The sequence below is a fragment of the Nostoc punctiforme PCC 73102 genome, assembly GCF_000020025.1.
In the GTDB taxonomy this organism is placed as follows: Bacteria; Cyanobacteriota; Cyanobacteriia; order Cyanobacteriales; family Nostocaceae; genus Nostoc; species Nostoc punctiforme.
This window is the reverse complement of the sequence record NC_010628.1, coordinates 3735566-3749973: the sequence shown is the minus strand read 5'-3', so window position 1 is coordinate 3749973 and position 14408 is coordinate 3735566. Positions and strand designations below refer to the sequence as shown.

The 14408-nt window shown below is 41.6% G+C and carries 2 protein-coding genes; both read left to right on the top strand.

Annotated elements, in window-relative coordinates; translation table 11 throughout:
- The first annotated feature begins 4 nt into the window (after window positions 1–4).
- Window positions 5–9733, top strand: coding sequence for a non-ribosomal peptide synthetase (locus tag NPUN_RS15375; RefSeq protein WP_012409514.1), 9729 nt, complete (start codon window positions 5–7; stop codon window positions 9731–9733).
- The gene (locus NPUN_RS15370; protein WP_012409513.1) at window positions 9726–14342 is read left to right on the top strand and encodes a type I polyketide synthase; all 4617 of its coding nucleotides are present in this window, start codon (window positions 9726–9728) and stop codon (window positions 14340–14342) included. The genes NPUN_RS15375 and NPUN_RS15370 overlap by 8 nt, the downstream gene beginning before the upstream one ends.
- The last annotated feature ends 66 nt before the right edge of the window (window positions 14343–14408 follow it).

The following is a 14408-nucleotide window of genomic DNA, read 5'->3' as shown; positions in this document are numbered from 1 at the left end:
TGAAATGGCAGTTGTTGATAAAAAAAGTAATAGCAAAAACATTGAATCTATTTATCCCCTTTCTCCTATGCAGCAGGGTATGCTTTTTCATACTCTTTATGCCCCAGAGACAGGAGTATATTTTCAACAATTAGTCTGCTCTTTGAATGGACAACTAAATATCTCAGCGTTTGAGCAAGCTTGGCAACGAGTCATAGAACGCCATCCAGTTTTGCGTACCTTGTTTCTTTGGGAAAACCGGAATAAGCCTCTGCAAGTAGTTCGCCAGATAGTAAATTTACCTTGGACTAACTATGACTGGCGATCGCTATCTTCTATCGAACAGCAAGAAGAATTAGAAAATTTCTTACAAGCGGATAGAGACAAAGGTTTTGAACTTAACCAAGCTCCACTAATGCGTTGCACCCTAATTCGGGTAGCAGATTACACCTATAATTTTGTTTGGAGCCATCATCACTTGCTACTCGATGGCTGGTCTATACCAACAATTATTAAAGAAATCTTTGCCTTCTATGATGCCTTTAATGAGGGTAATAATTTAAACCTAGACAAACCTCGTCCCTATGAAGACTACATCGACTGGTGTCAAAAACAGGACATTTCCCAAGCCAAAAGGTTTTGGCAACTACAACTCAAGGGACTGACTGCCACAACTCCTCTAATAGTTGATAAACCACTGATCAAGAATCAAGAGCAGCCTTCAAGCTATGCTACACAACACGCTCAGTTAACAGAGCCAGCAACAATAGCTCTCCAGGCTTTTACACGACAACATCAGTTAACACTGAATAATCTTGTCCAAGGAGCATGGGCCATTTTACTTTCACGTTACAGTGGCGAAGTAGATGTGATTTTTGGCGCTACTGTCTCCGGTCGTCCACCAGATATTGTCGGGATAGAATCGATGGTGGGATTGTTTATCAATACCTTGCCAATCCGGGTTTCTGTACCAGCAGAGATAGAAGTATTGCCTTGGCTCAAAGAATTACAGGCACAGCAAGTAGAGCGTGAGCAACACTCATATAACCAACTAGTAGAAATTCAAAGTTGGACTGAAATACCAAAGGGAATGCCTCTATTTGAGAGCATTGTAGTATTTGAAAATTATCCAATTGATGCTTCTGAACAGAACAACGGCATCAATATTTCTAATGTTCGGAGCATTGAACGCACAAATTATCCTCTAAATTTGGCAGTTATTCCTGGTAGACAATTATCAGTAGGCATCAGCTATGATAGCGATCGCTTTGATGCAGCTACAATCAGCCGGATGCTGGGGCATTTCCAGATATTACTGGAAAGTTTAGCAGCTAACCCCCATCAACACCTAAACGAATTACCTTTACTCACAAAAACCGAAGAAAATCAACTGCTGTCGGAGTGGAACAACACGCAAACTACCTATTTTCAAGAGCAGTGTATCCATGAGTTATTTGAATTGCAAGTAGAGTGTAGCCCAGATGCGATCGCAATTGTCTATGAAGACGAGCAACTCACCTACCAAGAATTAAATAATCGAGCCAATCAACTAGCACACCACTTAAGAAATCTGGGAGTGGGAGCAGAAATATTAGTCGGCATCTGCGTAGAGCGTTCCATAGAAATGCTAATAGGAATCTTAGGAATTCTCAAAGCCGGAGGAGCGTATGTACCCCTTGACCCCAATTATCCCCAAGAACGACTCAGCTTTAGCCTAGAAGATTCCCAAGTCAAAGTACTAATAACCCAACAGCAACTACTATCCAAACTCCCCGCCCATCAAGCACAAGTTTTATGTATTGATGCCGACTGGGAAATTATTGCCCAACAAAGTGTACAAAACCCCCAAATTGTCACCACCTCTGCCAATCTAGCTTACATAATTTACACATCAGGCTCCACAGGAAAACCCAAAGGCGTATTAATTAATCACGCCAATGTCGTGCGACTATTTACTGCCACAGAAGAATGGTTTTACTTCAATCAACAAGATGTATGGACACTATTTCACTCCTTCGCCTTTGACTTTTCAGTCTGGGAAATTTGGGGAGCATTAATCAAAGGCGGGCGATTAGTAGTAGTACCTTACTGGGTGAGTCGTTCCCCCGCAGACTTCTTAAAATTATTAGATAAACAAAAAGTCACAGTCTTAAATCAAACACCCTCCGCCTTTCGCCAATTGATTCAAGCAGAACAACTCATCGACACACCAGCAAACTTAGCTCTAAGATGGGTAATCTTTGGTGGCGAAGCGTTAGAAATACAAAGCTTAAAACCTTGGTTTGAGAGACATGGAGATAAGTATCCGCAGTTGGTGAATATGTACGGAATCACAGAAACTACCGTTCATGTCACCTATCGCCCCATCACTATCGCAGATTTGAGCAGCAATACTGGCAGTGTCATTGGTTGCCCCATCCCTGACTTACAGGTTTATGTCCTGGATAAAGCCAAACAATTATTACCGATAGGTGTTCCTGGAGAAATGTATGTCGGCGGTGCTTCGTTAGCTCGTGGTTATCTCAACCGTGTAGAATTGACATCTCAGGTATTTGTTGCCAATCCCTTCAGTGATGACCCCAATGCCCGTCTGTACAAAACTGGAGACTTAGCCAGATATTTAGAAAATGGCGACTTAGAATATCTGGGACGCATTGATAACCAAGTAAAGATTCGTGGCTTCCGCATCGAATTGGGAGAAATAGAAGCAGCACTCACTCAACATCCCCAAGTGCAAGCAAGCGTAGTTATCGCCAGAGTTGATACCCCAGGAGATACTTGTACTGAGCGAAGTCAAAGTAAACGTTTAGTTGCTTACTTAGTAATCCATCAGGCACAAGTACTCACTGTTAACGACCTGCGGCAATTCCTGGACTCAAAGCTGCCTGAGTATATGATACCTGCGGCTTTTGTCTTCTTGGACAGCCTACCACTAACATCTAACGGTAAAGTAGACCGTCGTGCCTTACCTGTACCTGATACAGCAAGAACAGAAGAAAAAGCTTTTGTTGCGCCACGTACACCCACGGAAAAACTACTAACTGACATTTGGGCGCAAGTTCTCGGACTCGAACAGGTAGGCATTAATGATAACTTCTTTGCTTTAGGTGGAGACTCCATCAGAAGTATACAGGTACAGTCCCAGTCCCAGAAGCAAGGTTTAAGCTTCTCACTACAACAATTGTTTGTGCATCAGACAATTTCTAATCTGGTGCAGGAACTCCAATCTGTAGAAGTTAGTAGAGTCATTATTGAATCAGAAAAACCTTTCAGTCTGATTTCTGAAACAGACCGCCAGAAACTACCTGATGAGGTAGAAGATGCCTATCCCCTAACCATGCTACAAATGGGGATGCTTTTCCACAGCGAACTTAACGAAGATACTGCTGTTTATCACAACGTCAGCAGTTTCCATCTTCAAGCTCATTTTAACCTAGAGAAATTCCAGACTGCTGTAGAGCAGCTTGTGGCTCGTCATCCCATATTGCGGACTTCTATTGATTTAAGCAACTTCAGTGAACCTCTTCAGTTAGTTCATCGACAAGTTCCCATTCCCTTACAAATGAAAGATTTAAGTCATCTCTCTGTTGATGAGCAACAACAGAAAATAGATGCTTGGTTTGAAGCGGAAAAAAATCGTAAGTTTGACTGGAAACAATCACCCTTGTTGCGGTTTCAAATTCATTGCTACAGCCCAGAGGAGTTTCAATTTAGCTTCACTGAACACCATGCTATTCTCGATGGCTGGAGTGTCGCTTCAATGCTGAATGAGTTGTTTGGGAATTATTTCTCTCTTGTAAACCAAAAAGCCCAACCGCTTTTGCCATCCCCCTCAAGTTCCTTCCGCAATTTTGTGGCTTTGGAACGACAAGCTTTAGGCTCGAAGGAGCATGAATACTATTGGACAGAAAAGTTGAAAGAATGCACTATAACTATGGTGCCTCGTTGGTATTCTTCTCAACAAAAAGCCAAAGTCCGGCAAGTTGGCACACAAGATGTGCCTTTATCTGCGGATCTTTACAACGGCTTGCAAAAGCTAGCTCAATTTATAGGTGTTCCCCTCAAAAGTGTGCTATTGGCTGCACATGTGCGAGTTTTAAGTATAATTAGCAACCAAGTTGATGTATTAACAGGTTTAGTCGCCAATGGAAGACCAGAACAGACTGATAGTGAGCAAGTTTTGGGACTCTTCCTCAATAGCTTGCCATTTCGTCTAAACCTGTCTGGAGGCACTTGGGTAGACTTGATAAGACAAGTATTTGATGCAGAGGTGGAGCTGCTACCTTTTCGCCGATATCCTCTAGGGCAATTACAGAGGATTCTGGGTGGTCAACCTTTGTTTGAGATTATCTTTAATTTCGTGCATTTCCATGTATATCAAACAGTCATAGAACTCAATAATAATGTAGAGTTACTAGGATTAAAGTCTGTTGAAGAAACAAACTTTACTTTGGCAGTTAACTTTAAGCTGAATCCCGGCTCGTCTGAATTAGAAGTTGGTTTTGCTTACGATGCCTCTGAGTTGTGTAGAGAACAAATAAAAGCTATTAGTAGCTATTATGTAAAAACCCTGGATGCAATGGTGAAGGAGCCACTGGAAAGCTACGAGTTATGTTCCGGCTTATCTACACAAGAGCAATACCAGCTGCTAGAAGAATGGAATGATACGCAAAGAAACTATCTCCAAGACATCTGCATTCATCAGTTTTTTGAAATGCAGGTGGAACGCACCCCCGATGCAGTGGCATTGGTGTTTGAAAATCAACAACTCACTTACCGAGAACTAAATCAACAAGCGAACCACTTAGCCCATTATTTAAGGACTCTAGGTGTAAGAGTTGATGTGTTAGTTGGTCTGTGTGTCGAACGTTCTTTAGAAATGCTAGTAGGATTATTAGGGATTCTGAAAGCGGGTGGTGCTTATGTACCGATTGACCCGGAGTATCCCCAAGAACGAATATCTCATATCTTGTCAGATTCTCAAGTGTCGCTGCTGCTGACACAACACCGATTAGTTGCAAGATTACCTGAGCATCAAGCCACACTGGTAGTCATTGATGAAAGTTGGGAACAAATTATCCAACACAGCCAAGAAAATCCAATTAGTGGGGTGAAAGACTCGGATTTAGTAAATGTGATTTACACCTCCGGCTCAACAGGCAAACCCAAGGGTGTGATGGTGAAACATTCCGGGTTATGCAACTTAGCTCAAGCCCAGATTGATTTGTTTGATTTACTGCCCTCAAGTCGGATTCTGCAATTTGCTTCTTTTAGCTTTGACGCATCAATTTGGGAAGTGGTGATGGCATTGGGTTCAGGTGCAAGGCTGTATTTAGGAACTAAAGAGTCTCTTTTACCTGGTTTGGAATTAATTGAATTATTACGCGACTATGGGATTACCCACATTACCTTGCCACCATCGGCGTTAGCAGTTCTACCACAAGCAGAACTTCCGGCATTACAGAACATCATTGTGGCGGGTGAAGCTTGCGCTCCTGACTTGATTAAGCAATGGTCAGTTGGGCGACGTTTCTTCAACGCTTATGGACCAACGGAAACTACTGTCTGTGCAACTGTAGCAGAATGTGGCAATGGCGAGCGCTCCGATAAACCCCCTATTGGTCGTCCCATTCCTAATACTCAAGCTTATATCCTTGATAGTTATCTCCAACCTGTGCCGATTGGTGTTCCAGGTGAGTTGCATATCGGTGGTGCTGGTGTAGCTCAAGGCTATCTTAACCGCCCTGATTTGACACAAGAAAAATTCATCCCCAACCCTTTTAATAATTCAAAATTCAAAATTCAAAATTCAAAATTATATAAAACTGGGGATTTAGCGCGTTATTTACCTGATGGGAATATCGAGTATTTAGGACGGATAGATCACCAAGTTAAAATTCGCGGCTTCCGTATTGAGTTGGGAGAGATAGAGGCAATACTGAGCCAACACCCAGCAATATTACAGGTAACAGTAATTGCCCGTGAAGATACTCCAGGTGATAAATGCTTAGTCGCTTACCTTGCACTCAATCAAGAACCAACACCAACAATAAATGAACTCCGGCAATTTCTGGGTTCAAAGTTGCCTGAGTACATGATTCCTTCGGCTTTTGTATTCTTAGAAACTCTCCCATTAACTCCTAATGGCAAAGTAGACCGTCGCGCCTTACCACTGCCAGAAACACTTCGGGAATTAGAAGTTAATTTTGTTGCCCCACGCACACCCATCGAAGAAATATTAGCACCTATTTGGGCTGATGTGCTGCGAGTAGAACAAATAGGTGTTTACGATAACTTTTTTGAATTGGGCGGACATTCGTTATTGGCAACTCAACTTGTTTCCCGAATCAGAACTACCTTTAAAATAGAGTTACCTTTACGTAGTCTATTTGAAGCTGCGACGATCGCCAATTTAGCTGAATATATTCAGCAATATCAACGAAACTCATCAGAATTATTAATACCACCTCTGCAACCTGTAGCTAGAAATGAAAACATCCCCCTTTCATTTGCTCAACAGCGTTTATGGTTCCTCAACCAGTTAGATCCAAATAGTGCTGCATATAACATCCCAGGCGCAGTAAGTTTTCAAGGTCAACTGAATGTTGCAGCGCTAGAACAAAGCCTCAGTGAAATCATCCGTCGTCATGAAGCTTTACGTACCAACTTCATCACTCAAGCAGGGGAGGCGGTGCAAATTATCCGCCCTGTAAGTTCTTGGACAATGACAGTGATAGACTTACAGGATTTGCCAGCAGATGAACGAGAAATTGAAATTCAACAATTGGCAACAGTAGCAGCCCAGCAGCCCTTTGACTTAGTAAATGAATCGTTAATTAGGACTACTTTACTAGCGATATCAGAGACAGAAAACATATTGCTGTTCTGTATGCACCACATTGTCTCTGATGGTTGGTCAATGGGTGTTTTTGTCCAAGAGGTAGCAGAACTTTACACCGCTTTTTCTCAAGGTCATCTCTCATCCTTACCAGAACTCGCTATCCAATACGCTGACTTTGCAGTGTGGCAAAGACAGTGGTTGCAAGGTGAGGTTAAAGAGTCTCAAATTAATTACTGGCGAGAACAACTAGCAGGCGCACCAGCTTTATTAGAACTACCTACTGACCGGCCCAGACCAGCAGTGCAAACCTTTCGAGGGACGACTCAATCTTTCTCACTTTCTGAGGAGTTAAGCCAAGCACTAAGCTTATTAAGTCGGCAAGAAGGTGTCACCCTGTTTATGACATTGTTGGCAGCTTTTGATACCTTACTTCACCGCTATACAGGACAGACAGATATTTTAGTCGGTTCTGCGATCGCCAATCGGAATTACAGTGAAATAGAAGGATTAATCGGTTTCTTCGTTAACACTTTAGTTTTTCGCACAGATGTTTCCGGTAATCCCAGTTTCCGGCAATTATTAGAGCGAGTTCGGGAAGTGTCTCTAGAAGCTCATACTCATCAAGACTTGCCGTTTGAACTGCTAGTAGAGGCATTACAGCCAGAACGAGACTTAAGCCATACACCGCTATTCCAAGTCATGTTTGTGTTTCAGAATACTCCGACATCGGATATAGAATTGCCTGGTTTAACTTTGAGTTCATTAACAACAGAAAGCTTAACAGCCAAGTTTGATTTGACTTTAGCTTTTGAGAACACTGACCAGGGACTAGTAGGAGCGTGGGAATATAACACTGATTTATTTGATACATTGACGATCGCTCGGATGATTGGGCATTTCCAAACTTTACTGGAGAGTATTGTAACAAATCCAGAACAACCAGTTTCCCAACTACCTCTGCTCACAGTGAATGAGCAACACCAGTTATTAAATGAATGGAATAATACTCAAACAGAATATCCGCAAAATCAGTGCATTCATGAGTTGTTTACAGCCCAGGCGGAACGTAACCCGGATCTAGTAGCGGCAGTGTTTGGAAGCCAGCAAATTACTTACCAAGAGTTAAATAGTCGAGCTAATCAATTAGCTCATTACTTGAGAACTTTAGGTGTTGGTACAGAAGTGCTGGTGGGCATTTTTGTCGAACGTTCTTTAGAAATGCTAGTGGGACTGCTGGGGATTCTCAAAGCAGGTGGTGCGTATGTGCCACTTGACCCGGATTATCCCCAAGAACGCTTAAGTTTGATGTTGGCAGATTCACAAGTGCCTGTGCTGCTGACGCAACAGCGATTAGTTGAAAAGCTGCCAGAATACGGTCAGCCAGTGGTGTGTTTAGATACTGGTTGGGATATTATTAACCGAGAAAGTACGGCAAATCTGCATAGCGAAGTTACAGCTGACAAACTAGCTTATGTTATCTATACTTCCGGTTCTACAGGCAAACCCAAAGGGGTAGCTGTTCCCCATCGGGCAGTTAATCGCCTAGTGTTTAACACCAACTATATACAGTTAGATGCTAACGATTGTATTGCCCAAGCTGCAAATGCGTCTTTCGATGCTGCTACCTTTGAAATATGGGGCGCACTCTTGCATGGTGCAAGGCTAGTAGGTGTGACGCACAATATAGCCCTCTCACCCCAAGAATTTGCTGCATATATCCGTGAACAGGAAATTAGTGTTTTATTCCTAACCACAGCCTTATTTAATCAGTTAGCTAGTTTTGTACCCCAGGCATTTAACACCCTGCGATATCTCTTATTTGGTGGCGAGGCTGTTGATCCCAGATGGGTAAAAGAGGTATTGCAAAATGGTGCGCCACAGCATTTACTGCATGTTTATGGCCCGACAGAAAGCACCACTTTTTCTTCTTGGTTTTTAATCGAAGATGTACCTGCAACAGCTACAACTATCCCTATTGGTCAGCCAATTTCTAATACTCAAATCTATTTATTAGATCAAAACTTACAGCCAGTACCTATTGGTGTTCCTGGTGAATTATATATAGGTGGTGATGGATTAGCACAAGGTTATCTCAATCGCTTAGAGTTGACACAAGAGAAATTTATTGCCAATCCCTTTAACAATTCAAAGTTGTATAAAACTGGCGATTTAGGGCGTTATTTACCTGATGGAAATATCGAATATTTAGCACGGATTGATAATCAAGTCAAAATTCGGGGCTTCCGCATTGAGTTGGGAGAAATAGAAACTGCACTGTTACAGCATCCTGCCATTCGAGAAGTAGTAGTGTTGGCGAGAGAGGATATAAGCGATGATGCCTGCGGTGGGCTTTGCCAACGCCGTTTGGTAGCTTATATAATATTTGAACTAAATCAGACACATAGTATTAGTGATTTACGCAGTTTCTTGCAGAGACAGTTACCTAATTACATGATTCCTGCGGCCTTTGTGTTCTTAGAGCAATTTCCTCTGACACCAAATGGCAAAATAGACCGTCGCTCCTTACCTGCACCTGATTTATCAGCGCAATTTGCTGCCAGTTATGTAGCGCCACGAAGCAAAATTGAACAAGCGATCGCTAACATTTGGCAAGAGGTGTTGCAATTAGAAAAAGTAGGGATAGATGACAATTTTTTTGACCTTGGTGGTCACTCCTTACTGATGGTGAAGCTAACTCAAAAGTTGCAGGAGTTTCTCAACCAAGATATTTCCTTACTGGAAATGTTTAAATATCCCACTATTTCAACTCTTGCCAAATATTTAAGTTCCGAAAAAACTGACTCTGCATCCGATATAGAGAAAAAAAATAATCAAATTACAGATATCAAAGCCGGGAGAAACCGTCTCAAACAACGGTTAGCACGTTCATCAAAGGGGGCAAACAATGAGTAGTGAAAAAACAGGTTTAGAAGTAGCCATTATTGGCCTAGCCGGTCGGTTTCCCGGAGCTAAAAATATTGAAGAATTTTGGCGTAATCTGCAAGATGGTGTCGAATCTGTAAAATTTTTCTCCGATGAAGAATTGCTGGCTGCGGGGATTGAACCAGCTTTATTAAGTCAATCCAACTATGTCAAAGCTGGGGCGATATTAAATGACATTGAGATGTTTGACGCAGCTTTCTTTGGCTATACCCCCAGAGAAGCAGAAATCTTAAACCCCCAACACCGTCTGTTTTTAGAGTGTGCTGATGAAGCTTTAGAAAACGCTGCCTACAATCCACAAACTTATAAAAGTCCTATTGGTGTTTACGCTGCCGTCGGTAAAAATGACTATTTACTAGATAACATCTATCCAAACAGTGACTTAATCGAAGCTGTGGGAGTTTCACCGATTTTAATTGCCAATGGTGATTATCTCAGCACCCTTGTTTCATATAAATTAGACCTTTCTGGTGCAAGTATTACTGTTCAAACTGCTTGCTCTTCCTCTTTAGTGGCAGTTCACTTAGCTTGTCAAGGGTTGTTAAGTGGCGATTGTGAAATGGCTCTGGCTGGTGGTGTTTCTATTCGATTACCACAAATGAGTGGCTATATTTATCAAGAAGGGGGCATTGTTTCCGTTGATGGTCATTGTCGGACTTTTGATGCCAAAGCTAAAGGAGCAGTTGGCGGTAATGGTTTGGGGATTGTGGTACTCAAACGTTTAGAAAATGCGATCAAAGATGGCGATCGCATTTATGCTGTAATTAAAGGCTCGGCAATCAATAATGATGGAGCGCAAAAAATTGGTTACACTGCTCCGGGAGTAGAAGGGCAAGCAAATGTGATTCTTGCGGCTCAAGCTACATCTGAGATTGCAGCTGAGACAATCACCTACATTGAAGCACATGGCACAGCTACACCTTTGGGCGACCCTATTGAACTAGAAGCTTTAACTCAGGCTTTCCGTACTAGTACTGCTAAAAAAGGTTTCTGTGCGATTGGTTCCCTCAAAACAAATATGGGACATTTAGATGCAGCTGCGGGGGTTGCGGGGTTGATTAAAACGACTCTGGCACTGCAACACAAAGTGATTCCAGCTAGTTTGAACTTTGAGCAACCTAATTCTAAAATTGACTTTGCCAACAGTCCCTTTTACGTTAATACTAAGTTATCAAAGTGGGATTCTGTTAATACTCCCCGGCGGTCGGGTGTTAGCTCCTTTGGAATTGGCGGAACCAACGCCCATCTGATTCTCGAAGAAAGCCCTTTGTTAGAGCAGGAGGATAGGGGAGCAGAGGAGCAGGGGAGAAAATATCATCTGTTGATTGTTTCGGCCAAAACTGATTCAGCTTTGGAAACAATGACCGTAAATTTGGCTGAATATTTGCAACAACATCCAGATATTAACTTAGCTGATGTTGTACATACCCTGCAAGTAGGTCGCAGAACTTATAATCATCGGCGGATGTTAGTGTGTCGCAATTTAGAGTCAGCAATAATTGGACTCAAAGCATCAGAGCCGAGCCAGTACTTAACAACTTTCCAAGAAAAAACCCAAAGACCAGTAACTTTTTTGTTTCCCGGTCAAGGTTCCCAATATGTAAATATGGCAAGGGAACTTTACGAAGTAGAGCCAACTTTTCAAACAGAATTTGACCATTGCGCCCAATTACTGCTAATCAACTTTGGGCTTGATTTACATAGGTTATTATATCCAGAAGCCAGCGTTCAAGAAACAGCCCAAGCACAATTACAACAAACTCATTTAACTCAGCCTGCGTTGTTTGTGATTGAATATGCCCTAGCAAAACTTTGGATGTCTTGGGGTATCAAGCCACAAGCAATGATTGGTCATAGCATCGGCGAATATGTGGCTGCTTGTTTGGCAGGTGTGTTTTCCTTAGAAGATGGCTTAACACTGGTAATTACCCGTGCAAAGCTAATGCAGGAATTACCTAAAGGGGCAATGCTGGCTGTTCCCTTACCAGAGTCGGAAATTAAACCCTTATTAAACGAGCAACTATCATTAGCAGCAATTAATGCACCATCTCAATGTGTAGTTTCTGGGCTTGCAGATGCGATCGCTACTTTACAAAACCAGCTTACCAAAAAAGGGGTAGATTGTCGTCTTCTGCATACATCTCACGCTTTTCATTCAACGATGATGGAGCCAATCTGTGCAGCTTTGACTGAGCAGATTGCTGAAATTCAACTCCACTCACCGCAGATTCCCTACATATCCAATGTTACTGGTACTTGGATTACTCCAAGCGTTGCAACAGACCCCAACTATTGGACAAAACATCTGCGGCAGCCAGTATTATTTAATCAAGGTGTGGAAGAATTATTGCAAGAGAGTGATCGCGTTTTTCTCGAAGTGGGGCCTGGTCGGACATTAAGTACTTTTATTCAGCAACACAGTGACAAAAATACTGGAATAACAGCGCTGGCTTCCTTACGCCATCCACGAGATGAAAGTTCCGATGTCGCATTTTTACAGAACACCTTGGGACAACTTTGGTTAGCAGGTGTTGAGGTAGATTGGTCTGGTTTGTACATTCATGAACGCCGCCAGCGTTTAGCTTTACCAACCTATCCTTTTGAACGTCAGCGTTATTGGCTTGATGCTCCCAACTCAGCAGAGATTCCTAGTTCTCCTCAGTTGCTACCTAACAAAAAACTGGATATTAGCAAATGGTTATACATTCCTTCTTGGAAACGTACAGTTTCCCCAAGCCGCCGCCACAGTTCACCTGGTTGCACTTTAGTATTTAGTGATGATTGTGGTTTGGGTTTAGGTATTGTGAGACAATTAGAACTTGAGGGAGAGACAGTGATTACTCTCAAGGTTGGCTCAGAGTTTCATCAGATTAGCGAGCGCCTCTACAGCTTAAATCCAAAAAATCATCAAGATTATGATACTTTGCTCCAAGAACTTCATCGGCAGGGCTTGCAACCTCAAAAAATTATTCATCTATGGAGTGTCACCGAAAACTATACCCCAGAATTAGAAATTGCAGAATTTGACAAAGCTCAGGAAACAGGGTTTTACAGCTTACTATTTCTCGCCCAAACATTAGCAAAACATCATGTAATTGATGAATTACAAATTACTGTTGTATCTAATAATGTGCAACAAGTTACAGGCGTTGACATAGTGTGTCCAGCAAAGGCAACTATACTCGGCCCTGTGAAAGTTATTCCTCAAGAATATCCAAATATTACTTGCCGCAATATTGATATTATCATTCCTAAATCTTCTCAGGATAAACTCGTAGAGCAAATCGTCGCCGAATTGACTTGTGATAACTTAGATAAAGTCATCGCTTATCGTGGTTATCATCGTTTGGTGCAAACTTTCGAGCCAGTACAATGGGATGAATCTGTAGTAGGAACACCAAGATTAAGAGAAAAAGGAGTCTATTTAATTACAGGTGGCTTAGGAAAAATTAGCCTTTTATTAGCAGAGCATTTAGCAAAAACTGTACAGGGTAATTTAATTTTGATTGGGCGTTCTCCTTTCCCAGCAAAAGATAGTTGGGAGCAATGGTTAGTTAATCACGATCATACTGATAGTATTAGCCAAAAAATTCAAAAACTAATAGAAATCGAATCTTTCGGTGGCAAAGTTTTAATCATCAATGCCGATGTGAGTAATCAGCAACAAATGCAAGCAGCGATCGACCTAGCTAAAGAGAAATATGGTAGAGTCAATGGAGTAATTCATGCCGTTGCGATCGCTGATTCATTCCATGCTATAGAACAAACATCTTATCAAGAGTGTTTGCAGCAATTTCAACCTAAAATTCATGGACTTTTAGTATTAGAGAAGATTTTCCAAAACCAAAAACTAGACTTTTGTCTTTTGCTTTCTTCTTTATCATCAATTTTAGGAGGATTAGGATTTGTCGCCTATTCTGCCGCAAATAACTTTTTAGATATTTTCGCTCATAAATATAACCCAAACAACTCTATACCCTGGATTAGCATTAACTGGGATGCTTGGCAATTCGATTCAGAGCCAAAAATAACCGGAAATTTAGCAGAGTTAGCACTAAATCCCCAAGAAGGAATCAAAATATTTCAATATATTTTCTCTCAACCTGATGTTAATCAGTGGGTTGTTTCTACTGGGAACCTGCAAGCTAGAATTGACCAATGGATTCAACTTAAAATCTTAGGTAATCGGAAAGATTTAAAATCAGCATCTTCAATTACCCATCATGCCAGACCAAACTTACGAAATGCTTATATTGCTCCTAGCAATGAAATTGAAAAATGCCTTGTTAATATTTGGCAAGATTTACTAGGTATAGAACCTATAGGCATAGAAGATAACTTTTTTGAATTGGGAGGAAATTCTCTTACAGCTATCCAAATCATTTCTCGATTACGAGAGATATACCTGATAGACTTACCTGTAAATGATTTTTTTGAAACACCTAAAATCATCAGTTTAACCGAGACAATTTTTCAAGCTCAAATTGCCAATGCCGATAGTGAGATATTAGCCCAGGCATTAGCAGACTTAGCCAAACTCTCTGATGAAGATGTTCAAAAACTACTTGCGGCAGAATAATCAAATCGGCGTTGCAAAATCAAAGGATAAAATTTACAAATCGAGTGTTTAAAACTCTTGCCTTTG

Coding starts and splice junctions, on each gene's coding strand:
- NPUN_RS15375 (WP_012409514.1), top strand. CDS start 5: ATGGCAGTTGTTGATAAAAAAAGTAATAGCAAAAACATTGAATCTATT.
- NPUN_RS15370 (WP_012409513.1), top strand. CDS start 9,726: ATGAGTAGTGAAAAAACAGGTTTAGAAGTAGCCATTATTGGCCTAGCC.